Origin of the sequence: Tardiphaga sp. 841_E9_N1_2, assembly GCF_051811065.1 — a bacterium.
In the GTDB taxonomy this organism is placed as follows: domain Bacteria; phylum Pseudomonadota; class Alphaproteobacteria; order Rhizobiales; family Xanthobacteraceae; genus Tardiphaga; species Tardiphaga robiniae.
Genome location: NZ_JBPWQC010000001.1, coordinates 2272698 through 2296123 on the forward strand (window position 1 = coordinate 2272698; position 23426 = coordinate 2296123).

General features: G+C 61.6%; 23 protein-coding genes. 13 read left to right on the plus strand and 10 right to left on the minus strand.

The features are described 5' to 3' along the window. Nucleotides 1-20: 20 nt before the first annotated feature. Both groL and AB8A50_RS11090 read left to right on the plus strand, forming a co-directional pair. Nucleotides 21-1664, plus strand: a complete 1644-nt coding sequence (groL, locus tag AB8A50_RS11085; RefSeq protein WP_089264961.1) for a chaperonin GroEL — start codon at nt 21-23, stop codon at nt 1662-1664. A 152-nt stretch (nt 1665-1816) separates the two neighbouring features. Beyond that, nucleotides 1817-2308 carry a hypothetical protein gene (locus AB8A50_RS11090; RefSeq protein ID WP_439077670.1) on the plus strand — a complete coding sequence of 164 codons (492 nt, stop codon included), beginning with the start codon at nt 1817-1819 and terminating at the stop codon, nt 2306-2308. A 291-nt stretch (nt 2309-2599) separates the two neighbouring features. On the opposite strand, the gene AB8A50_RS11095 is transcribed toward AB8A50_RS11090, so the two are convergent. Next, nucleotides 2600-2935: an ArsR/SmtB family transcription factor gene (locus tag AB8A50_RS11095; protein WP_439077671.1), complete on the minus strand. Its 336-nt coding sequence runs from the start codon at nt 2933-2935 to the stop codon at nt 2600-2602. An 83-nt stretch (nt 2936-3018) separates the two neighbouring features. On the opposite strand from AB8A50_RS11095, the gene AB8A50_RS11100 reads away from it, so the two are divergent. Then, complete coding sequence (locus AB8A50_RS11100) at nt 3019-3771, plus strand: SDR family NAD(P)-dependent oxidoreductase (protein ID WP_093756424.1); 753 nt, start codon at nt 3019-3021, stop codon at nt 3769-3771. A gap of 97 nt (nt 3772-3868) precedes the next feature. Here the strand turns inward: AB8A50_RS11100 and AB8A50_RS11105 are convergent, their stop codons facing one another. Both AB8A50_RS11105 and AB8A50_RS11110 read right to left on the minus strand, forming a co-directional pair. After that, nucleotides 3869-4222 (minus strand): hypothetical protein, encoded by a 354-nt coding sequence (locus AB8A50_RS11105; protein ID WP_439077672.1) that lies wholly within the window; start codon nt 4220-4222, stop codon nt 3869-3871. Nucleotides 4223-4349: 127 nt separating this feature from the next. After that, nucleotides 4350-5177, minus strand: a complete 828-nt coding sequence (locus AB8A50_RS11110; protein ID WP_175365799.1) for a transglutaminase domain-containing protein — start codon at nt 5175-5177, stop codon at nt 4350-4352. Between the two features lie 277 nt (nt 5178-5454). Between AB8A50_RS11110 and AB8A50_RS11115 the strand changes: the two genes are divergently transcribed. The 4 genes from AB8A50_RS11115 (at nt 5455) to AB8A50_RS11130 (ending at nt 7528) form a co-directional block, all read left to right on the plus strand. After that, nucleotides 5455-5718, plus strand: coding sequence for a hypothetical protein (locus AB8A50_RS11115; protein WP_068736091.1), 264 nt, complete (start codon nt 5455-5457; stop codon nt 5716-5718). Then, nucleotides 5715-6011: a hypothetical protein gene (locus AB8A50_RS11120; protein ID WP_309948724.1), complete on the plus strand. Its 297-nt coding sequence runs from the start codon at nt 5715-5717 to the stop codon at nt 6009-6011. The genes AB8A50_RS11115 and AB8A50_RS11120 overlap by 4 nt, the downstream gene beginning before the upstream one ends. Nucleotides 6012-6268: 257 nt before the next feature. Further along, a complete protein-coding gene (locus AB8A50_RS11125; RefSeq protein WP_439077673.1) occupies nt 6269-6544 on the plus strand; it encodes a DUF1488 domain-containing protein in 276 nt (91 codons plus the stop codon). A 69-nt stretch (nt 6545-6613) separates the two neighbouring features. Then, nucleotides 6614-7528, plus strand: a complete 915-nt coding sequence (locus AB8A50_RS11130; RefSeq protein ID WP_439077674.1) for a tetratricopeptide repeat protein — start codon at nt 6614-6616, stop codon at nt 7526-7528. 47 nt (nt 7529-7575) lie between these two features. Here AB8A50_RS11130 and AB8A50_RS11135 read toward each other — a convergent pair whose 3' ends face one another. Then, complete coding sequence (locus AB8A50_RS11135) at nt 7576-8712, minus strand: tlde1 domain-containing protein (RefSeq protein ID WP_439072305.1); 1137 nt, start codon at nt 8710-8712, stop codon at nt 7576-7578. 475 nt (nt 8713-9187) lie between these two features. Further along, a complete protein-coding gene (locus tag AB8A50_RS11140; protein ID WP_439077675.1) occupies nt 9188-9889 on the minus strand; it encodes a DUF899 family protein in 702 nt (233 codons plus the stop codon). A gap of 167 nt (nt 9890-10056) precedes the next feature. Between AB8A50_RS11140 and AB8A50_RS11145 the strand changes: the two genes are divergently transcribed. Continuing rightward, nucleotides 10057-10578: a DUF6886 family protein gene (locus AB8A50_RS11145; RefSeq protein WP_439079959.1), complete on the plus strand. Its 522-nt coding sequence runs from the start codon at nt 10057-10059 to the stop codon at nt 10576-10578. Between the two features lie 167 nt (nt 10579-10745). Here AB8A50_RS11145 and AB8A50_RS11150 read toward each other — a convergent pair whose 3' ends face one another. Beyond that, nucleotides 10746-13295 (minus strand): diguanylate cyclase, encoded by a 2550-nt coding sequence (locus AB8A50_RS11150; protein ID WP_439077676.1) that lies wholly within the window; start codon nt 13293-13295, stop codon nt 10746-10748. 181 nt (nt 13296-13476) lie between these two features. Between AB8A50_RS11150 and AB8A50_RS11155 the strand changes: the two genes are divergently transcribed. Both AB8A50_RS11155 and AB8A50_RS11160 read left to right on the plus strand, forming a co-directional pair. Then, on the plus strand, nt 13477-13980 hold the full coding sequence (locus tag AB8A50_RS11155; protein ID WP_089264972.1) for an RrF2 family transcriptional regulator: 504 nt from the start codon (nt 13477-13479) through the stop codon (nt 13978-13980). Nucleotides 13981-14011: 31 nt separating this feature from the next. Beyond that, nucleotides 14012-14476 carry a carboxymuconolactone decarboxylase family protein gene (locus tag AB8A50_RS11160; RefSeq protein WP_231080080.1) on the plus strand — a complete coding sequence of 155 codons (465 nt, stop codon included), beginning with the start codon at nt 14012-14014 and terminating at the stop codon, nt 14474-14476. A gap of 111 nt (nt 14477-14587) precedes the next feature. Here the strand turns inward: AB8A50_RS11160 and AB8A50_RS11165 are convergent, their stop codons facing one another. Further along, nucleotides 14588-15562, minus strand: a complete 975-nt coding sequence (locus tag AB8A50_RS11165; protein ID WP_439077677.1) for a Bug family tripartite tricarboxylate transporter substrate binding protein — start codon at nt 15560-15562, stop codon at nt 14588-14590. 294 nt (nt 15563-15856) lie between these two features. On the opposite strand from AB8A50_RS11165, the gene phhA reads away from it, so the two are divergent. Further along, nucleotides 15857-16744 carry a phenylalanine 4-monooxygenase gene (gene phhA / locus AB8A50_RS11170; RefSeq protein WP_175365806.1) on the plus strand — a complete coding sequence of 296 codons (888 nt, stop codon included), beginning with the start codon at nt 15857-15859 and terminating at the stop codon, nt 16742-16744. Here the strand turns inward: phhA and AB8A50_RS11175 are convergent. Further along, nucleotides 16730-17179, minus strand: a complete 450-nt coding sequence (locus tag AB8A50_RS11175; protein ID WP_068736063.1) for a helix-turn-helix transcriptional regulator — start codon at nt 17177-17179, stop codon at nt 16730-16732. The genes phhA and AB8A50_RS11175 overlap by 15 nt on opposite strands. 370 nt (nt 17180-17549) lie before the next feature. Between AB8A50_RS11175 and AB8A50_RS11180 the strand changes: the two genes are divergently transcribed. Then, the gene (locus AB8A50_RS11180) at nt 17550-18926 is read left to right on the plus strand and encodes an outer membrane protein (protein ID WP_439077678.1); all 1377 of its coding nucleotides are present in this window, start codon (nt 17550-17552) and stop codon (nt 18924-18926) included. Between the two features lie 51 nt (nt 18927-18977). Here the strand turns inward: AB8A50_RS11180 and AB8A50_RS11185 are convergent, their stop codons facing one another. Both AB8A50_RS11185 and AB8A50_RS11190 read right to left on the minus strand, forming a co-directional pair. Next, nucleotides 18978-20486 carry a glycosyltransferase family 39 protein gene (locus tag AB8A50_RS11185; protein WP_439077679.1) on the minus strand — a complete coding sequence of 503 codons (1509 nt, stop codon included), beginning with the start codon at nt 20484-20486 and terminating at the stop codon, nt 18978-18980. Between the two features lie 7 nt (nt 20487-20493). Continuing rightward, nucleotides 20494-21627, minus strand: a complete 1134-nt coding sequence (locus tag AB8A50_RS11190; protein ID WP_439077680.1) for a glycosyltransferase — start codon at nt 21625-21627, stop codon at nt 20494-20496. A gap of 456 nt (nt 21628-22083) precedes the next feature. Between AB8A50_RS11190 and AB8A50_RS11195 the strand changes: the two genes are divergently transcribed. Then, a complete protein-coding gene (locus tag AB8A50_RS11195; RefSeq protein ID WP_439077681.1) occupies nt 22084-23391 on the plus strand; it encodes a M20/M25/M40 family metallo-hydrolase in 1308 nt (435 codons plus the stop codon). The last annotated feature ends 35 nt before the right edge of the window (nt 23392-23426 follow it).

A 23426-nucleotide genomic window follows, 5' to 3' on the forward strand; every position in this document is an offset into this window, starting at 1 on the left:
GATTTTCAAGGAAGCAAAACATGTCAGCTAAAGAAGTGAAATTCGGCGTTGATGCCCGCGACAAGATGCTGCGCGGCGTCGACATTCTCGCCAACGCCGTGAAGGTGACGCTCGGTCCGAAGGGCCGCAACGTCGTCATCGACAAGTCGTTCGGCGCACCCCGCATCACCAAGGACGGCGTCACCGTCGCCAAGGAAATCGAGCTCGACGACAAGTTCGAGAACATGGGCGCCCAGATGGTGCGCGAAGTGGCCTCGAAGTCGGCCGACGCGGCCGGCGACGGCACCACCACCGCCACCGTGCTCGCTCAGGCGATCGTCCGTGAAGGCGCCAAGTCGGTTGCTGCCGGCATGAACCCGATGGATCTGAAGCGCGGCATCGACCTGGCGGTGGAAGCCGTGGTTGCTGACCTCGTCAAGAACTCCAAGAAGGTCACCTCGAACGACGAAATCGCCCAGGTCGGCACGATCTCCGCCAACGGCGACGCAGAAATCGGCAAGTTCCTCGCAGATGCGATGAAGAAGGTCGGCAACGAGGGCGTCATCACGGTTGAAGAAGCCAAGTCGCTCGAAACCGAACTCGACGTCGTCGAAGGCATGCAGTTCGACCGCGGCTACATCTCGCCCTACTTCGTCACCAACGCCGACAAGATGCGCGTTGAATTCGACGACGCCTACATCCTGATCAACGAGAAGAAGCTCTCCTCGCTGAACGAGATGCTGCCGCTGCTCGAAGCCGTCGTGCAGACCGGCAAGCCGCTCGTCATCGTCGCAGAAGACGTCGAAGGCGAAGCTCTCGCCACCCTCGTCGTCAACCGTCTGCGTGGCGGCCTCAAGGTCGCTGCCGTCAAGGCTCCGGGCTTCGGCGATCGCCGCAAGGCCATGCTGCAGGACATCGCGATCCTGACCGGCGGCCAGGCGATCTCGGAAGATCTCGGCATCAAGCTCGAGAACGTCACGCTCGCCATGCTCGGCCGCGCCAAGAAGGTGATGATCGACAAGGAAAACTCCACCATCGTGAACGGCGCCGGCAAGAAGGCCGACATCGAAGCACGCGTGGCGCAGATCAAGGCGCAGATCGAAGAAACCACTTCGGACTACGACCGTGAGAAGCTGCAGGAGCGTCTTGCCAAGCTGGCTGGCGGCGTTGCCGTCATCCGCGTCGGCGGCGCGACCGAAGTCGAAGTGAAGGAGCGCAAGGACCGCGTTGATGACGCGATGCATGCGACCCGCGCTGCGGTTGAAGAAGGCATCGTCCCCGGCGGCGGCGTCGCTCTGCTCCGCGCTTCGGAACAGCTGAAGAAGATCAAAACCGCGAACGACGACCAGAAGACCGGCGTCGAGATCGTCCGCAAGGCCCTGTCGGCTCCGGCTCGCCAGATCGCCATCAACGCAGGCGAAGACGGTTCGGTCATCGTCGGCAAGGTCCTCGAGACCGCGACCTACAGCTACGGCTTCGACTCGCAGACCGGCACCTACGGCGACATGCTCAAGAAGGGCATTATCGATCCGACCAAGGTTGTCCGTGCAGCGATCCAGAACGCAGCTTCGGTTGCCGGCCTGCTGATCACCACGGAAGCCATGGTTGCCGAACTGCCCAAGAAGGGCGGCGCAGGCGGCGGCGGCATGCCTCCGGGCGGCGGCATGGGCGGCATGGACTTCTAAGTCCAACGCTTCAAGCAACTATCAGAATGCAGAACCCCGGCAGCGATGCCGGGGTTTTTGTTTAGGGCTGGTCATCGCAGACAATCGCGGAAGCCATTGCGGGTTGCGTGGCTACGGATCGTCTACTTGGTGGAAGCATCAGGGAAATAATCATGCGCATACTCATCGCTCTTTCTTTCATCGGCCTCAGCACCGCCGCGCATTCAGCTGCACGCAGCGCCTTTGAGAGTGCCAAGCACGTGTATGCGGTGATGGATTTGCGACAGAATCTTTTGAGTGAATGCGCAAAACAGGATCCGGCGAACACGGGCAAATACAACGCCGAGACTACCCGCTACCGACAGCGGACCAAGGTGCTGAGCGAAAAGGTGCGACAGCTTATCGTCGCCGAAGTGCCATCGACTCCGCCGGAGCAGAGCATAGGGGTCATCGCAAAATGGTCGGAAAGTGAATCGCGGCGCAATCTGAATTTTCAGCTTCAGCCGCAGCACCGTGCGCAATTCATGCAGAAATGCAGCTACATCATCGATCCCGATAACCGCCCGCGATCCAACGCCGCCAAGGCGCAGCACAACCAGATCATGGGTCTTCCCGAGGATGAATGGCCAGCCGATGTCCGCGTGATTAACGCATGGAAGCCATAGCGACCGCATCCCTTGGGCAACGCTTGCTGTGTGTTCTGTGCAGACGACAAAAGTCGTAGCACCAATCACCGATTTCTCATCGCAGCGCTATGTGTCCCGCCGCACTGTCATATGCCGTGGACCTGTCTGCACCATGCGCACGGTTGTCCGTCACGGGCCAATGGGCCGCTGCGTCGTGACCAAGACGCGGGTCTACCGTTAAGACGCGATCTCCGTCCGCAGTCTGAGGACTTCAGCTCGATCATGGCATTCAAAGCCTGGCAGTGATGCCGGGCATTTTTGTTGGCTGCGTCAGGCAACTGCCGCCGCGGACGGCTCGACGGAGCACGCCAGGATCGCCATCAACAGCCCGGGAAACCGCGCTTCGATATCGGCCGCCCGCACTGCGTTTTGATGCTCGACGCCCTTTTTGCTGGTCTGGATCAGGCCGGCCTCGCGCAACACGCGAAAATGGTTCGACAAAGTGGACTTGGCGATGGTCGGAAATGGCGACGCCGCCGTGCAGGACAGGCAACCGCTCTCCTGCAGCAAGCCCCGGACGATCTGCAGCCGAATGGGATCAGCCAGCGCCGAGAGCACGCCGGCCAGCGTGATGTCCTTGGTCGCGGGGTGAACGAACTGAACCATAAAAAAGATATAGACGCCCCCTTGCGCTGGTTCAATAGTCCCATACTTCCGAACTATTGAAGCATCCAAGAGGGATCACGACCATGACCAAGACATTCGAAGGCAAAGTTGCGCTGGTGACCGGCGGCTCCAAGGGCATCGGCGCTGAAATCGCCATCCAGCTCGCCGCCGGGGGCGCTGCCGTCGCCGTCAATTATGCTTCCAGCAAGAAGGGCGCCGACGAGGTCGTCGCGAAGATCACCGCCAAGGGCGGCAAGGCCATCGCGGTGCACGGCAATCTCGCCGAGCCGGACGGCGCCAAATCCGTGGTGGCCGAGACCGTCAAGGCGTTCGGGCCGATCGACGTTCTTGTCAACAATGCGGGCGTCTACGAATTCGCCCCTCTCGACAGCATCACGCCAGAGCACTTCCACAAACATTTCGATCTGAACGTGCTCGGGCTGCTGCTCGTCTCGCAGGAAGCGGCCAGACACTTCAACGCCACCGGCGGCAGCATCGTCAACATCTCATCGGGCGTCTCTACGATCACCCCGCCGGGTTCAGCGGTCTACACCGCGACCAAGGCTTCCGTCGATGCGATCACGTCGGTACTGGCGAAGGAGCTCGCGCCGCGCAAGATCCGCGTCAACGCCGTCAATCCTGGCATGATCGCAACCGAGGGAGTGGTGTCAGCCGGATTCCATGAAGGCGACATGCGCAAGTGGATCGAATCTGCCACGCCGATGGGCCGCATCGGTAAGGTCGAGGAAATCGCTTCCGTCGTCGCATTCCTCGCTTCTGATGCTGCATCTTACGTGACGGGCGAAACACTGCACGCCACCGGCGGCTTCAGGTAGCCCACGCGCTCTGCTCAACAGTCTATCCGACATAGCCAAGGGCGGTGCAATCAGCGCCGCCTTTGCTTGTTATCGCGAGGCCAGATCTCGCCTTGTCTCAATCATCATCACCGCCGGCCGGCGGCATCTGCGGCATCGACGGTGTCTGCATGCGATCCGCCGCTGATGGCTTCACGCGTTCGCGTAACGGCGCTTGCCCACGCATCATCTGAGCCTGATCGTGCTCGATCTGCGGAAAGAACACATCATAGCAAGCGCGGCTCAATCGCGGTCCTGCGCTGCGCAAGCAATTTTCTACCCGCCCCTCATCCGGCATTGCCGATGTACAGAGGCGAAACGCATCGGGCGTGCAGGCTTCGCGCTGTGCCTCCGTGCCGCTGCCCAAAGCCGCGACGCTGGAACCCGCAATCAATGCCACGGCGGTCGTCAGGCTTGTCAGAGTGTTTGCCATCAGTCCTGTCCTTACGAAGTTATGACAGGTGAAATTCTCAGCGGCGCGCCCGGTTCCTTCCTGGCCGCTCACATGCTGCTGAAAATGCAGGCTTAAGCGAGCGTAATGACAGAACCGACAAAGCGATTCAGTTGACCGCCTGCGTGCTTTCGTCGATCTCGTCGGTCCACACCTTGAAACTCACCAGCGTGTTCGGCCCAAAAGTCTGCGTGATCGGCACATCCGCGGCATCGCGGCCCTGCGCGATCAACACGCGGCCGATGCGCGGGATGTTGTTGCGGGCGTCAAATGTATACCAGCGGCCGCCGATATAGGCTTCGAACCAGCCGGCGAAATCGCCGTCGGCCCACGGCTTCGGCATACCGATGTCACCGAGATAGCCGGTGCAGTAGCGCGCTGGAATATTCATGCAGCGGCAGAAGGTGATGGCCAGATGTGCATAGTCGCGGCAAACGCCCTTCCCCTCGTTGTAAGCGTCCCAGGCGGTCTTGGTCGCGCGTGCGTGCTCGTAACCGAACTGGATATGGTTATGCACGAAATCGCAGATTGCCTGCACGCGCGCCCACCCAGGCACAGTCTTCTCGAACAACTGCCAGGCGACGTCCGACAGCCGATCCGTCTCGCAGTAACGACTACCGAGCAGATAGACGATCGTCTCGGCCGGCAGATCCTCCACTGCGTGCTGCACAGCGGACGGCACGATGATATCCGGCTTGCCGCTATCGTTGACGATACCGTCGGCTTTGAACGTGATGCGGCCCGTCGGCGCGACGATGCGGCTGCACCAGTTGCCGAAGCCATCGCGATACGGCGTGATCGGAACTGAGGGATTTATCGTGAGATAGTCCGGCACCACCACGTCGGAGGCACGCGTGAAGTGCATGCCCATCACGATCATGACGGGCGTCGGCTGCGGGAAATCATAGATCATCTCGTAGCCAACACGGATCTTCATGCAAAACACCTCATCCTGGCAAATCGTTGATTTCAAAAGCGAGACATCGCAAGCGTTGCACGTTGTGCGACGATCTTGCGAGAAAAACCCAGCGCAAGCGTCGGCGAGAATGTCATCGATGTCAGATACATCCTCGAAATGGCGACAAAACGTCCAATAACAAGACAATCATAGCGAAATTCGACGAAACACCGGATCGCTCAAAGAAATCGATGGCTAATGTCTGTGAATAGGCGCACGCTGAACGGATGCCGGATCTCAGCAGCGACATGCGCGCGTGACCACGAGATCGCGCCGTGAGACCGTTACTTTCAAGCATCCTTTCCAGTTGAAGGGCCTTGGTCGTTTGATCCCGGCAGGGTCGTATGACGTCATCACCGATGAGGAGATGATCGAGGGACTGTCCTTCGCCAGCTATCGGCGCACGGCGACCATGATGATCGTGCCCGGTGCACCACCCCATACAAGTTCCATGGAGATGATCTCCATTGGGTCGCTTGAGCTGGCAGATGTGCAGCGCATCGATGCGAGCGCACCATGACCGACACTCCCGTCGAGCTGGATAGCCGCCGCGGCATGGCGGCACAGAAAGCCACCGATATCCGGCGCAGTCTCGCCGAAGTCGAATCCAATGCCACAGCACTGCGTGAGCGGCAGCTGGCACTCGAAGAGCAGTTACTGACCACGCCGGCCACCACATGGCCTGAGGCTGCAGCAAAGGCGCGCTACGTCCTCAATCTCTACGGCGCATCGCTGAGCGCACAGGATACCCAGCACCGCGATCTGATCGCGATCGTGCTGGACGACTTCACGCGGCTTGCCGCCAACGACTGATCCCATCATTACGCAGGTCGCAGCGATCCCGCAGCAGCCAGCGCTCAACCGAAAGCATCCTCATGCAGAACCTCTTGCACCGTCACGTTCAAGTCGCAGAATCTCTCCGCCTCGGCGTGGAGTCCGGCTGGTACAGCACCAAGATCAGCGGAACCTTTGTTACTGGCCCACATCCCACCGAGGCCGAATGCTTGCGCAAGATCGCTGAACTCAACCCTGTCGTACCGAAGCGCAAGGTCTAACGCGGGAAGACGACGATGGCGCTTACACACGGTGTTTTCCAAAGCTTCGAATATAATCGCATGGTTGTCCTGTTCTCGATGATGAATGACGCGACCGAAGTCACCTGCGCGATCAGCACCAGTGCGATGGACGAGCTTGAAAAGGCGAAACGCACCAAGCCCGAACAACGCGAGGAGCAGTTCGTCCGGCTGCGTGATCGCATCGAGGCCTGCGCGGCACGCAAATTCGCTAATTCCGAATTTGAGGGAAGGCCACCGGGCATCGTGCTCCGCAGCATCGATTTCCGGTAGCCTGTTCCACCATTGAACCCTTCCTCCTCGCGGTGTGACCAACGCCTGTCACACGCGAGAGGTCGAGCCATGCGCCACTTTCCAAGCCTGAACCGTTGCGCCATCCGCGTCCTGTTCGCTGCCATGCTGGCGAGCGCAGCAATGCCGATCGCGCAAGCTGCCGCCGACGATGCACAGCAATGTACCGATGCCTCCGGCGTCCTGGCGATCGCGGCCTGCGACCGCGCCATCGCGTCGGGCAATTACCGCGGCCGCCAGCTTGCTGAGCTGCATTTCAACCGCGCCTTCGAATATCACGAGCGGCACGAGAGCGGCCCTGCCATGGCCGCTTTCGATGAAGCCATCCGCCTGAACCCGGATTATGCCCGCGCCTATTTCATGCGCGGAAATCTCTGGCTCGCCCGCGGCGATAACGACCGCGCCATCAGCGACTTCAGCGTGGCGCTCGGTCTCGATCCCAACAATACCGATGCCTATGTCAATCGCGGTGTCGCCTGGTACGCCAAGGACGATAACGACCGCGCTATTGCCGACTACGACATGGCGATCCATCTCAATCCGCAGGAAGGCGGCGCCTATAGCAATCGCGGCGGCGCCTGGCTGGTGAGGGGCGATCATGCGCGCGCCATCGCCGATTTCGGCGAAGCAATCCGGATCAATCCGAACGACCCCTGCCCGGTGTTCAACCGCGGCTTCGCCTTCAGCCTGAAGGGGGACAACGATCGTGCCATCGCCGACTACAACGAGGCAATCCGCATCGCACCGACCTATGTGGCGGCGCTGACCAATCGTGGCAGCGTGTGGTCCGACAAGGGCGACAACGACCGCGCCATGGCCGATTTCAATGCGGCGCTGCGCATCAATCCGAAATACGCCAAGGCGCTCTATCTGCGCGGCATGACACGGCTTGAAATGGGCGACATTACGGGCGGCGCAGCAGATGTCGCCAGCGCACGGAAGATCGATCCGAAGGTCGGCTCATAGTCACTTAACGCGCATCGCCTTCATGAGCGGCACGTCAGTCATATCGATCAGTCGAGTTTGGCAACCACGATGAGGCGCTTCACTTCGCCGTTGCGATAGGCCTGCAGAAACTTGTTGTAGTCCCGGAACGAGACGCAGCCATTGGAATCGCCATTAGGACCGAGCATGTAGGTATGCGCGAGCAGACCCGTGCGGCCATGGATCGCGCCCTCGCCGCCGACCGGCGTCAGGCGCAGCGCGGCCACACCGTGGAACAGAGCCTCGCGCGGCTTCAGGTCATAGATGTGCGGCGGCGTCACGCCGCGCATCTTCTCATGGGCATAAGCGGGATTGTCGAGACGGCTGCCGAGGCCGGAATGCGCTTCCAGCTTGGTGCCGTCGGGCATGTACACTTTACGCGCGGAGATGTCGTAAACCGCGGTGGTGCGATCGCTCAGGGTGGGTTCGTTGCTGGCCGCCGCATCGGTGCCGTTGCTCAGCACGCCACCGTCGGAGCCTGCATAAGCGAGCACGGGGCCCGACTGCGGAGCGTTGCCGCCGAACAGTTTTTCAAAGACATTGAAATTGCCGGACTTGGGCTGTGCGGCCAGCGCCAGCCGTGCCTTCTGCACCAGTGAGTCGTGGCCATAGGCACCGCCCCTGGCGGCGCTGGCCTGTGCGACCGGCTGCGACGGCGCTTGTGTTGCCTGCTGCGGCGCGGACGGCGTACGGGCATCGGAGGGCCGTGCGGCCGGCATCGGAATGCTGTCGACGAGCTGGCGCACCGTCGGTGCCGGCTGCATCAGTGCGACTTCCTGCGGCTTCGCGGCTGGTGCAGGGATCACGGCTTCAGAAGCCGCGTTGCGCTTGACGAAGCGCTCGGGCGCGGCGCCCATCGAATAGGTCGGGTCGAACCAGGCGACCTGACGCTTCGGCTCGGTCTGCGCGGCAGCGAGCGGCGCATTAACGGCCGGCTCGAAACGCTCTGAGAAGGAAGTACGGTGTTCGGTGCGCGAGAAACGGCTGTCGAAGCGCTCAGCGAAGGACGACTGGCCAATGCCTGCATCATTGCCGAGATTGGCGGAGACCATCGCAGGCTGCACGCCGTTCTGGAAAAGCTTGCCGGCGAGCATCCATCCACCGGTCAATGCGACGGCGGCAAGAGCAGCGCCGGTCACGAACATGCGTGAACTGGATTTCGACACTTGATGCTGGCCTCGGCGTGAGGGTGCAGAATGGTTCAACGCACGTTTACTGCTGCTCATACGCCTGACGTCCAACACACGTTTACTAAGCTCCCTGCCCGTTGTGCCTGACGAGACACACAGGTCTCGAAAAGCACCGCGCAGGGATGCGAAACGCCATTAAGGCGAGTTTTAGTTAAATGCGAATTAATTGGAGGTCCCCCACCGATTGCCTACCTAAAGGCCTGCCAATCATGGCCTTTTTGAGTAACCGACAGGACGAATTCGGGGAACCTGCGAGAGCCTTGTGGGCTCTCGCAGGCCGGTCTCAGGCGCGCTGGGGTTTTGGGTCACGCCCGGCCCGAACTATTGGCGCGCTGTGATTAGGCCATTGGCCTAGTGCGAGGCTGGTGCGCGGGGAACCACGTTGAGTTTGCGGTATTTAGGTAATCACAACGATCAATTGTACCGGTTAAGCCGCCAAATGATCACGACCTCAGTAGTTCAGCTTCGGATACCAGTCGGTGCCCCGCCCTTCCGGCGTAACGTCCAGAATCGTCCAGAGCGGCATCAGATCCGGCGCCCCGCGCGGGTCCTGGCCGGGATCGGCCGTAGATCCATCCATCTCGCCGCTCCAGAAATGGCGAATCTTGCCACTGCGGCGGGTGAAGACGTTGAAGGCAGCATCGTCGCCGCCGTCCTTGGTCAGCCCGTGATAGTCACGGCTGAACGCGCCGGAGGTGTCCGAAAACAGCGGCAAGTAATGCCAGCCACGCTGCTTCTTGAAGGCGACCAGCCGCTCGATCGGAGAGCGCGCCACAACGGCCAGCGCCACGCGCTGCGTAATGTCAGGCACCTCGCCGTCCCAGGCCGACAGCAGCGATGTGCACATCGGGCAGGGCTTCTCGCGCTGCGGCCCATACATGTAGGAGTAAACGACGAGCGTCTGCTTGTCGCCGAACAGGCCCGCGAAATTCACGGGGCCCTTCTCTCCGATGAAGTCGTAGTCCTTGGTCACCTCGCCGCCATCTGGTAGCGCACGACGCAGCTCCGCGACGCGTTCGATCTGACGCCGCAGTTCGATCTCCTCGACAAGCAACGCATTACGCGCATCGCGGTATTCACGGCTCTCATTGGGATAGCGAAAACTGGCCTTCTTCACGAGTTCGGCCGCAGGCGTCAGGCTGGAACCGGTCATGACATGATCCTCCCTTGGTGAATTTCAACGTGTTCCGTCTGAAAGACGTTCCGGGACCGGCCTATCCGACATGACGATCCACAAATTCATCACGCGCAGCTTCGTGAGCGGCCAGAACACGCATGACGGTCATTGACGCGCCGAGCATGGACGCACATGAGTGCGCCATGCGCCTGTTTCATTTCAGCGAAGAGAACAACATCGAAGTCTTCATGCCGCGGCAGGTGGAGGTTGCGACGCCTCGCGCCCAGGGACAGGAGTGGCTCAACGGCCCCTTGGTCTGGGCGATCGATGACTGGCATGCGCCGATGTATCTGTTCCCGCGCGACTGCCCGCGTATTTTTGTCTGGCCGACAGCGAGCACGACGCCGGAATACCTCACCGCCTACAAGAAGATGACCACCTGCCGCATGGTCGCGCATATCGAGCTTGCCTGGCTGGACCGGCTCTCCCACACCACCATCTATCGCTACGAGCTTTCGCCGGACGGGTTTGAATCGCTGGACGATGCGGGTATGTGGGTCTCGCGCACGCCGTCCATGCCGCTGAACATGGAGCGGATCGACAATATCGAAAAGGCACTGGAAGCCGCCGGCGTCGAATTGCGCGTCCTGCCGTCCCTGAAGACGCTGGCGCCCTTGTGGGAGACATCGCTGCATGTCAGCGGCATTCGCCTCCGCAATGCATAGGACGGACCGATCGCGCCGCCTTAAACCGACAAAGTATGCCTGGACGTTCAGGAGCCGTAGGATCGTAGCATCCTCGCGACATTCATCGCTCGTTGTCACGATGTGTGAGGGGTATCGCTTCGGCGCGATGCGCCTACGTTCTACCCATCCTGTAATGACCCACGAGCTCAGGCCGCGGTGTCGGCCTTCGCACGGCGATGACTGATCACGACGCGGTTGCGGCCCTCGCGTTTGGCCTCATAAAGCGCGGCGTCGGCAGCCGCGAGTAGATCATCGCCCTTGGCGACGTGCACCGGCACCACTGCCAGACCGATCGACAGCGTGACGCCATCGCGCATGGCCGATGGCAGCGTCACCTGCATGCGATGCACGGCATCGAGCACCTGCTGGGCCCGCTGCGCGGCAACCTCGACCGTGACGCCCGGCATCAGCATCAGGAACTCCTCGCCGCCGAACCGGCCGATGATATCCGAGGCGCGCGTCGTCTCGCGCAATATCCTGCCGAGGCCGCGCAGCACGGCATCACCGGCCTCGTGGCCGTGACTGTCATTGATACCCTTGAAGTGATCGATGTCGAGCATCGCCAGCGCGAGCGGCTTGCCGTCCTGCTGGCTGCGCGTGGTCTCGCGCACCAGGGCATCTTCGAGGTAGCGGCGGTTGTGAAGATCCGTCAGCGGATCGCGCACCGCCTGCTGACGCAGCAGCTCGCGGAGTTCGAGATTGGCCATCGCCAGCGACACCTGTTCGGCCAGCATCGTCGCCAATTGATCCGCTCCCTCACCGAACACAGAAGTATGCTCGCGATACAGCAGACCAAGCAGGTTGTTCTGCGCGATCAGCGGCTGACAAATAAATCCCGTACCGGTAGCACCGCACGGACCGGCATGATTGCAGACCAGTCCCTGGCTCGCCTCTGAAATCGGGAATGTCGTGCCACGACGCAGCGCCCAGCAGTCATCGACCGGAAACGACACCGCATCGGCCTGTAGTGCGCCCCAATGGGCGCCGCGCTGAACTGCGTTGCGCGCGTTATTCAGATAGTACAGCGCGCCCGCCTCTTCCGTGAACAGGTAGCCTGCATAGGTCTGAACCGCCGCGAAAATCTCTTCGCGCGACTGACACGACTGCAGCACGCCCGAGAGTTCAGTGAGCAGGACGATTTCCTTGGCGCGAATTTCCGACAGTTGCAGCGAGGTGGTCAGCCGTTCGTTGGCCTCCTCCATAGCCTGCGCATGCGCGCGCCGCTCCGCCTCGACAGCGAGTGCGTCGGTCTTGTCCTGGATCACCCAGAGGATATCGCCGGCAGCCAGCGGCTTGCCATAGGCATCGACCAGCAGCGTGGAGCCGTCGCTGCGGCGCAGATGCAGTTCGACTTCCGTCGCCATGGCGCTGTCACGAATGCGATTCAACGCGGCATCGAACGCCTCCCCGTCCGCCTTCGTCGCAACCAGTTCGTCGATCGTGTTGCCGGGAAGCGTAGCGGAGCTGCGACCGCAAAGTTCGGCGATCCGGCGATTGCCGCGCAGGATGCGATGGCCGGCCGTAAACAGGATGCCTGCCAGCGGATTGTCGACCAGTGCGCGCTGCTCCGCATCGAGCGTGCTGAGATTGCCGGACAACCGGCGCGATCGCATCGTGATCACGGCGAGCAGCATCATCAGGAGGCTGATAGCGCTGCCGCTAGCGAGGACGACGTTCGGCACCGTATGGCTGACCTCGTAGATCGAGCCGGGATTGGCGGTGAACAGGACGCGCCAGACGCGCTCGCCAACAACCAGCGAACGATCCGCCGAGATCCCCGCCGACATCACCATCTGCGTGACGAGACCGAGATTGGGTTCAAGACTGTCATACATGAGGGTCGGAGTGACGGTCGTATCTTCCGGCTCGCCAATCATGACGCCTTCCTGCGTCGGCTTGGCGTAACCGCGATCAACCACCTGAATATGCATCTGCTGCAGCGTCCGCGGATCCAGGATGCCGCGCATCAGGTCATTGGTGCGATAGACCGATGCAACAAAACCGTGGAGCGCTGCGTTTCGCTGCGAGACGGTCTGCGTGGGCTCGCCCGCCCGGTAGATCGGCGCGCGGATGATGAAGCCGAGCCCGCCCGAGGTGTCCTGCACCAGTTTGACCGGCGGCGTCGCGACAATCCGGCCGGTCTCCGCGGAACGCCGCAGCGAGTCCAGTTGCGCAGGATTGGCACCGGCATCGAAGCCCAGCGCATTTTCGTTGCCACGCATCGGCTCGACGAATTCGACCACGTTGTAGATTGATCGCGGCCCCGGCGGACGCACGGCGAAATCCGGCTGTCCGGAATGCTCGATGCTCTTGTCGGCACGAACTTCCGCAACGAAGGCATCGAGATGATCCGGCGTCACATGACGCAGCGACTGCAAGGCCTGGAAGCCGGGATAGCGGCGGCCGAGATCGAGCACATCGATGTAGCGACGGAACTGGGCGCGATCGACGCGGCCGATCGAGGCGTACAATCCCTGCATGCTGACCAGTACTTCGGCGTGGGTGCGCAGCCGTTCGCTGATCGCATTGGAAATATCAACCGCGTCGACTGCGAAGCGACGCTGCATATCGGCCGCAATCAGACGCTCCGAGAATTCGCGAATGGCGAATGTCGCGGCGAGGCCGGCTCCGAGAATGGCTGCTGCAACGAAAGTCGTCCGCCGCGCCTGCGGCGCCAGCAAGTCACGCAATGCCATGTCGAGTTCCCTGAACTGACCCGGCTCCCGGCTTCGGATCACAGTACCTAGATCGGGTGATACCGGCATCGGGATTTAGATTCTGTTGCGCTGCCCACCTGCGGACCACCTCAGGACCGGACACTTGACGACATCCTTAATCGCGGATAATAATTATCCATGATAGAGGTGAAATACAGCCATGAAGATGAGCGACGGGGTTGAGCAGGCGATCCACAGCGTGGCGATGCTCGCAGGCCTGCAATCGAACGGCGTGTTGTCCGCCGGCGCCCTCGCCGAATTCCATGGCGTGTCCACCAGCTATCTCCTGAAACACCTGCAGGCGCTTTCGGGCGCCGGCTTGCTCATCGCACAGCCTGGCCCGACTGGCGGCTATCGCCTTGCCCGGACGCCAGACCAGATCACCCTGCTCGATGTCGTCCTTGCCGTTGAGGGCGATGCGCCCGCCTTCCGCTGCAGCGAAATCCGCCAGCGCGGCCCCAATCCCCTGCCCGGCAAACCCACGGCGCCCTGCGGCATCAATGCCGCGATGTTGCGTGCCGAGCGCGTCTATCGCGATGAGCTGGCCAAGGTGAGCATCGCCGATGTGCTTGGCGATCTCCGCGCCAAGGACACCGACGGCGCCATCGCCGCCCGCGGCTGCGCCTTTCTGGAGCTCAACGAACGACGCCGTAACGCCAACTGAAACCTGAAACCGCACACCAAGGAGAAAGACCATGCAAGCCCGCCTCAACATCGCCAAGGCCGCCCCCGACGCCTACAAGGCCGTCGCCGCGCTCGATCAATATGTCGTCAAGGAAAGTGGCCTCGAGCCTGCGATCGTCCACCTCATCAAGCTCCGTTCGTCGATCATCAATGGCTGCGCCTTCTGCGTCGACATGCATGTGAAGGAATCCCGTCACGACGGTCTCAGCGAACAGTGGATCAACATGATGTCGGTCTGGCACGAATCCACGGTCTATACGCCGCGCGAGCGTGCCCTCCTCGCCTGGGTCGATGCCGTCACGCTGATCGCACAGACCCGTGCACCCGATGCCGATTATGAAGCGTTGCGCGCGCATTTCTCGGAAGAGGAATGCCTCAAGATCACGGTGGCGATCGGCGCCATCAATGTCTGGAACCGTCTTGCCGTCGGCTTCCGCGTTCCGCATCCGATCGAGAAACCGAAGGCTGCTGCCTGAACACAGGCTTCAGCAGATAATCGATAAGCGAAAGGCCGGGTTGAAAATTCAACCCGGCCTTTCTTAGCTTCTACTTTGCCCGACCGATGTGTCAGGCAATATGGCTAGTGGTCAGAAAAGCTTCGCGCCCGACGCATCGACGACGCGTCCCCAGCGCGCGCAATCGTCCTTGATCGTCTTGGCGAAAGCCGCCTGGGTCGAGGTCGTGATGCTGAGGCCCTGCTTTTCGAGACGCTCGCGAACATCCGGCAGCGCGCCGATGCGCACCACTTCGGCGTTCAGGCGATCAACAATGGCATCGGGCGTCCCTGCAGGCACGACGAGGCCGAACCAGGAGTCGACGACAAAGTCAGCCACGCCTGCTTCCGCCGGCGTCGGCACATCGGGAAGCTGCGACGAGCGCTCGCGGCTGGTGATCACGAGACCCTTGACCTTGCCGTCGCGGATCTGCGGCGCCAGCACCGTCAGCGTGTCGAAAGACAGGTTCACCTGATTTCCGAGCAGCGCATTCACGGCGGGAGCGCTGCCCTTGAACGGCACATGCAGCAGATCCGTCTCGGTCAGGCTCTTGAACAGCTCGCCGCTCAGATGGCAGAGCGTGCCGGGTCCGCACGACGAGTAGGTGAATTTCCCCGGCTCGCGTTTCGCAGCAGCAACGAGCTCCTTCACTGATGACACCGGCGTATCGGGGCTAGCCGCGAGCACGTAAGGCACCGACGTCAGCATGGCCACCGGCGTGAAGCTCTTGAAGGGGTCGTAAGAGATGGTCTTGTTGATATGCGGCAGGATCGTGAGCTGTCCAGCAGGCGCCAGCGACAGCGTGTAGCCATCCGGATCGGCCTTGGCGACAGCATCGGCAGCAATAGCCGTACCGGCACCAGCCTTGTTCTCGACCACAATGGTTTGCTTCAGCGCCTCGCCGAGCTTGTCGGCATAGACCCGCGCCGTGATGTCCGCAGCGCCGCCCGGCGGGAACGGAACGATCAGCTTGATCGTCCGGCTCGGCCAGCTGTCAGCGAGCGCCCCCGTCGCGCCGGAAACCAGCAGCACTGCCGCGAAAGCACCTGAGAGGAAGCGAAAAGACATGACGGACCGCACGGTCGTATTCCTTATGATCGATAATGAGAGTGTTTTGCCCGTGGCTCCCGCGAGGTTTCGCGGAGATTTCGCAATCATTTCAGCGATGTGGGAGCACGTTTGTTACCACTGAAAATGTCATCGAGACGGGTTTCCGACAAGGAAACGCCTTTGCAAATAAGATCCGGACGATGGTGGATTGCTATCGTCGGACGGGCGGATGCGAGAAGTTGCTTCTTTTGACGGAACTATTCGGCAGCGGAACCTTATGCTCTGATCGGACCGTCGGAGTCGGAGAGCGTCATGACCGAGCTGAACCAGTCGACCGAGAAGAGCCGCTACCTCAGCGCCCCGAAACGCCCTGACTTCACGCTGGACCAGGACTGGGGCTCCTACTCCGCCGCCGAGCACGATCGCTGGGACCGCCTGTTCGCCCGCGCGCAGACTGTCCTGAAAGGCCGAGCCTGCGATGAATTCCTCACCGCACTGAACACGCTACAGCTGTCCGAATCCGGCATTCCCGATCTGGAGAAACTGAGTGCCCGTCTGACGCCGCTCACCGGTTGGCAGGTCGTGCCGGTCGCCGAACTGGTGCCCGACGAGATCTTCTTCGATCATCTTGCCAATCGCCGCTTCCCGGCCGGCGCCTTCATCCGCCCCGAACACGAAATGGACTACCTGCAGGAGCCAGACATCTTCCATGACGTCTTCGGGCACGTTCCGCTATTGGCGAACCCGGTCTATGCCGACTTCATGGAGGCCTATGGAAAAGGCGGCCAGCGCGCGATGGCGCTCGGCCAGTTGAAAAACCTGGCACGATTATATTGGTACACGGTGGAGTTCGGACTGATGAACAGCGCGGACGGGTTGCGCATCTTCGGCGCCGGCATTCTGTCGTCAGCAACAGAGTCGGTCTTCGCGCTGGAAGATGGCTCGCCGAACCGGATCAGGTTCGACCTCGAGCGCGTGATGCGGACGAACTACATCATCGACGATTTCCAGCAGAGCTATTTCGTCATTGAGAGCTTTGAGAAACTGCTGCAGGACAGCTATCAGGATTTTGGCGCACTCTATACCCGCCTGGCCAAAGCAGACGACATCGCGGCCGACGAGGTGACCCCTGAGGATCACATCATCAGCCGCGGGACGCTGGACTATTTCAAGCGCAAGCGCGCGTCAGCCATTCATTGACTGGATGCGGAATTTAGCCGGCGACGCGCCGAAGCGACGACGGAAGCTGCGGTGGAAATAGGATAGTTCGTTGAAGCCGCAGGCGGCCGCGACTTCACTGATCTTCAGGCTGCACTGCCGATCGCCGGTCAGCATGCTGCGGGCCTTTTCAAGCCTCAGCTCCATGATGCGATCGGTGATGCTGAGGCCGGAACCCTGCAGCAAATCCTGAACGTAGCGGACAGACAGGCCGAGCTTCTCGGCGACCACCCGGGTCGAGAACTGCTGGTCGGCAAAGCTCTCATTGATCTGGTTGATCACGCTGGCGATCCGCGCTCCGCGCAGGCCGCCGACCTCGGTGAGGTTCACGGGGTCCGGCTTTTCGATGCTGTGCACCTTGGCACGGTCGGATCCAAAGTCGGAGTGGCTGCTGAATGCGAGATTTGTGTTTTCCATGTTCCCAATCACCGCCCATTTCAATGTGTGCGGAGATAGGTCGTCCGGACCCCTGACTTTGGTTCAACGCCGACGACGATAATTTATCGTCTTTCGAAACCATAGCGGCGCACTGCGCCCCGATGGTGACCCATAAGTCGTTGGCCGGTGGTCGTCGTGTGGTCCCAAGATCGCGTTCCCCAGTAGTACTTCCAGGTGAGACCAAGCGGCGACAGCCGCTCACAATGCGACGCCAAGAGCGCGATCCAGCACAAGTCACGCGCTTACGACCACGACGAGAGCGGTATTTTTATACATGGTCGCTGCCGAAATGACGCGCGAAGCAGCTCCGATTCCTCGAGGGCTGCCAGCGCACCTGCAAGGAAACGACATGAAACAGCTTCTCCTCGGCACCATCGGCATCCTCAGCCTCGGCAATGCCGCCATCGCCGCAGACGTGCCGGCCCGCGCCTATACCAAGGCCTCCGCCATCGATCCCGCCTATAACTGGACCGGCTTTTATGCCGGCGTTCATGCCGGTTACGGTCTCGGCGGGACCGAATGGCAGATCCTGAATATCCGGACCGACGGCGCGCTGGGCGGCATTCAGGCCGGCTACAATCAACAGATCGGCAATCTGCTGCTCGGCATCGAGGCCGACATCAGCTTTAGCGGCATCAAGGGCAATCGCACGGTGAGCGTTCTGAATCAGGCCACCCTGTCCCAGACGTCGCAAATCAACTGGCTATCGACCGTGACCGGACGCGTTGGCTTCGCCAATGGCCGTTGGCTCACTTACGCCAAGGGCGGCTTCGCCTGGGCCAATGAAGATCACGGCTACGACGTTCAGGTTTCGGTGCCGGGGCCGGACCGGCTTACACTGTCCGGCAACGAGACACGGCGGGGTTGGATCGTCGGCGCCGGCATGGAATATGCGCTTGCCAACAACTGGTCGCTGCGCGGCGAGTATAATTTCATCAGCTTCCCCGACCACGAGTTCGATTTCAGCGGCACGCGGGCCTCCACCGGGCCGATCGCCTCCACGGCTTCGACCAAGCAGACGCTGCATCTCATCAAGCTCGGCGCGAATTACCAGTTCGGCGCTCCCGATGCCGCCAAACCGATCCCGCCGCTGCAATACGCACAGTCAGGATTCAGTTGGACCGGGCTCTATCTCGGTGCGCAGGCAGGCTACGGATCGGGACACGGCGACTGGCGCGACTACACGCCCGATGGGAAGTTCTCGATGACCGGAGGCTTTGGCGGCGGCCAGATCGGCGCCAATGTGCAGCTCGGGGTGATCGTCATGGGTGTTGAAGGTGAACTGGTCGGCGGCAATATCGGCGGCGGTACTCGCACCAATTTTGATAACAATCTCGATATGCGCTCGCGCACCGAATGGCTCGCAATGGCCACCGCACGTATCGGCATGGTGACCAACGAGCGCTGGCTGACCTATCTCAAGGGCGGCGTCGCCCTCGCCGGGGATCATCACGCCATATCACTGTCGTCGGGTCCACAATACGCAAATCTCGACGGATCCCGCCTTCACACCGGTTACGTGGTCGGTGCCGGCGTGGAATACGGCTTCGCGCCAAACTGGTCCGTCAAGGCGGAGTACAACTACATCGGCTTCGGCCACGACAATGCGAGCCTCGAAGGCGTGATCAATGCCCCTCCGATGGTCGGCCCTTATTATCTGAATGCCGATATTGCCCAGACCATGCAGCTCGGCAAGATCGGCGTGAACTATCACTTTGCGCCATGAACGCGACAGCCGACCACCATCGCGCTATCAAGCGCATGGTGGTCGCGCCTCCTAGCGCGGCAGCATCTCGGGTGGCGGCGAACGGTCCAGTACATCGCCTTTCGCGCCTTCCAGCAGATTCAGCTCGACATTCTCCACGACCAGCGGGCCACGTTTGCGTTTGAGGTCAGCCACTTTCTCGATATTCGCAAAAGCCGCCCGCCATTCCGGATTGGCCGCAGCATTTTGCTCACCCACCAGCAAAAGGTTGCCGGATAGCTGCTCGGCACTCGGCTCCGGCATGTTCACCCAGCGAATGCGCTGGGTGCGCTGGAAGACACAGGTCCCCTTAGGCAAATAGAAAGTGAGCCAGCCCGTGGTGCCGTAATCGGGCGCCACCACGCATGTGGCCCCGACACGGGCGCGAACCGCCTCGACGTCGGCCGCCAATTCGACGAAACCCACGCCGATGCTGCGGACTGTCGCGTCACGCTTGTAGCCAGACAGCAGACCCGTATTGGCCTGCACCACCAGTGCCGTGAACATGATAACGCCGGTCGGCCCCGCCCAGCGCAGGCAAAAATCCACCGTGCGCTGCTCGCGCGGCTTCCATTGCACGATGGTTGCCGCGACGGCAGCAATGATGGCCAGCGTCGGATAGACTGGCGCGAACCAGTTGGCTTCGACGCGGCTGTGCAGCGCATGCCAGCCGAAATACAGCACGATGACCCAGAACATCGCATTCAGCAGCACCCGCGCCGGCCACGCTCCGGGCCTGCGGACGGCCAGGGCATAGAGGCCCATCACGCCGAGAATGAACACCAGCGGTGTCGCGAAGGCGAATTGGGTCGGAATCAACTCGGCGATGAAGGCCGGATTGAAGTGATCGATCCGGGCACGTCCGAGTTGCTTGATGAAAGACACCCAGCCATGTTCGGCATTCCAGAACAGCACCGGCGAGAACACCGCGAGCGCGACCAGACCACCGAGATAGGGCCATGGCGAGATCAGCCAGCGCCGCATCTTCGGCACCGCAATCAGCCAGATCAGGATCGCCGGCCCGAAAAACAGTGCGGTATATTTCGATAGCAGCGCTACGCCGACGGCCACGCCCACCGCGAGCCACCACGCGCCCTGCCCGGTGGCCAGCACCTGGGCCAGCGCCAACAACACAAAACTCGAGGCGACCAGCACCGGCGCATCCGGCGTGACGATCATTAACCCGACCGACGTGATCATCGTCGCGTTGAGCAGGATCACCGCCGTTGACGCGGTCCGTCGACCGCCGAACAGCAGCTCGGCCGTGCGATACACCGCCCAGCTCATCGGCAACGCCAGCAGGACTGAGACGACACGTACACCGAATTCGGTATCGCCCGCGATCATGGTGCCGAGCCGGATCACCACCGCGACCATCGGCGGGTGATCGTAGTAACCGCCCGCCAGATGTTTCGACCACATCCAGTAATAGGCTTCGTCGAAGGTCAGCGGCGTCCATGCGGCCGCCGCGAGCCGCAGCAGCACCAGACCGACGACCACGGCCGCAGTGCCGCGAACCAGCCGCAGTTCCTGCGTGGTCATCCAGCGATCACCGTTTCCGCCACACGAACAGGCCCGACATCGCGTAGTTCCAGACCACGCCCATCAGCGCGCCGGAAGCACCCGCCAGCCACCAGATCGGCTCCTGGTCGAAGACCGACCAAGCGACGCCGACATTGGCGAGCAGACCCACGCTGCAGACCACATAGAAGATCGCCAGACCACGCAGGATGCCGAAACCTTTCAAACGCTGGTCGCGATAGGTCAGGAAATTGTTGAGCAGGAAGTTGCCGGTCATCGCGCAAAACGCCGCAATGGCCTGCGCCTCTGCGAATGGCGGATCGAAAACTTCCAGCGTGACGAACAACACGGCGAAATGCACGAACAGGCCGATCGAGCCGACCAGTGCGAACAGCAGGAAGCGCAACGACACGGTATCGTTGGTCAGCTTTGCCAGCACAAGGCCCAGGAAGTCGAGCGCCACCATGGAATCGAGCTTGCTTTCACCATGCAGCCGCGAGCCGAATGTGTAGGGCACTTCGACGACGCGCAGGTCACCCCCGGCTGTCGCCACGACATCGAGCAGAATTTTGAAGCCCTGAGTGGACAGTCTCGGTGCCAGTTGTTCGAAGCGATCGCGGCGGATCATGAAGAAGCCGCTCATCGGATCGGCGATCTCGACCTTCAGCACCCGCTGCGCGACCGCGGTCGCGAACTTGCTGGCGCCGAGGCGCTGCTGGTTGAAACTGTCGGCACTGCCGCCCTCGATATAGCGGCTGCCGATCACCAGTTCGGCAGCGCCACTTTCGATCAGACCGAGCATCTTGCCGAGCTGGGTCTCATCGTGCTGCAAGTCTCCGTCGATCACCGCTGCACAGGGCGCGCTGGAGGCCAGCATGCCCTCGATGCAGGCGCCGGACAGGCCGCGCCGGCCGATGCGCCGGATACAGCGCACGCGCGAGTCGGCGCGCGCCAGTTCGCGTACCGCGTCGGCCGTGCCGTCCGGCGAATTGTCGTCGACGAAAATGACTTCCCAGGAAATGCCGACCAGCGCCGCGTCCAACCGCTGCACTAGGGTGGCGACATTGCCGCGCTCGTTGAAAGTGGGGACGATAACGGACAGCTGCAGCGGCGCGCCCGCCTGCAATATCTGTCCGGGCCCCGGTCTGATGGCTTCGTTCATGGCGCCAGCATATATCTGCCGCGCCGGACCATGCCAAGGCGGACAGGGAACGGCGGGGCCTTAACAGGTGCCGGAACAAGCCATCAGAGGGGGAATAGCCAAAAGTGGCCCAAAAATGCTAACGACCCCGAACAACAGGCGCGCGTACATCCGGCGCACCGAGCTATTCAAGGTCGTTCCAGCGCCGGAGCTATTAAGCGTCATCGTCGCCGTTGGAGACAAGATAGGGATGCTGGAGCCGTTCCGCAAGGGTATCCGGCACTGGTTTCAACGCCGCATTCCGGCCGCAAACACCGCACCCTGGCACCATTCTGTTGCTGGCGAGCTATAGCCAGTCTTGCCCGTGCCCGCTACCTTACCTCGGTCAACAGCGGCGCGTTCGCGCGGTTTTCTGAGGCGGAAGCCCCGCCTGAACCGCGACCACAATCGTCTCCGCGCGTGATAATCGGAGGCGCCATGCGACGCTCGCTCGGACCATGCCTATTCGCTGCATCGCTGACGCTGGCATCCTTCGGCGCCAGCCATGTCACCGCGCAGACAATTGATACCGTCACGACGACGGTGCTGTCCGATTCGCGCGTCATGGCTGCGCTCGATGCCATCAAGGCCGACGATGCCCGCACCCTGAAAGAGCAGATCCGGATCACCGAAATTCCCGCGCCTCCGTTCAAGGAGAATCTGCGCGGCAACTATATTCTGTCACGGTTTCAGGAACTGGGCTTCAAGGACGCCGTGATCGACGCCGAGGGCAATGTGACCGCCCGGCGAAAGGGCACCGCCGGAACGCCGAAGCTGGTCATCTCCGCACATCAGGACACTGTCTTTCCCGAGGGGACCGACGTCACGGTGAAGGAAAAGGACGGCGTCTATCTGGCGCCGGGGATCGGTGACGATGCCCGTGGGCTCGCGGCCTTGCTGTCTTTGATGCAGACCCTCAACACCCAGCAGATCGCGACGGTCGGGGACGTCATGTTCGTCGCCAGCGTCGGCGAAGAAGAGCTGGGCAATCTGCGCGGCGTCAAAGCCCTGTTTCGCGACAACAAGGACATCGACGGCTTCATCTCGATCGACGGCCTCGGCGTCACGCGCATCGTCAACCAGGGAACCGGAAGCCACCGCTACGAGATGATCTTCAAGGGTCCGGGCGGTCACAGTTTTCAGGAATTCGGCTTGCCGAGCGCGACACATGCGCTGGGTCGCGCGGTCGCGAAAATCTCGGAGCTGCAGACACCCGCAGATCCGAAAACCACCTTCACGGTCGGAACGGTAAGTGGCGGCACATCCGTCAACGCCATCGCAGCGGAAGCCCGCATGACGATCGACATGCGATCGAATTCGACCGAGGAACTGTTGAAACTCGAAGCGAGGCTTCTCGATCAGGTGAAGGACGCGGTTGGTGAAGAAAACAGACGCTGGGGATCGGACAAGATCACTGTCGAGATCAAACTGATTGGCGACCGTCCGGCGGGCGTTGTCGCAGAAGACTCTCCCCTCGTGCAGACCACCGCGCGCGCCGTAACCGCGCTGACCCGTGCGCCCCATGTCACCTTTGCCGGCTCCAGCACGGACTCCAATCTCGCGATGTCGCTCGGCATCCCAGCGGTGACCATCGGCGGCGGCGGCCAGGGCGGCAACTGGCATTCGCGCAATGAATGGTACAAGCCCGTCGACGCTTATATCGGGCCACAAAATGCACTGCTGACGATGCTGGTGCTGACCGGCGTGGAGGGCGTAACCAAGCCGGTGCTGCCGGCGCGGCACTGAGTAACACGGCGAATACTGAAAGGATCGGCCTCACA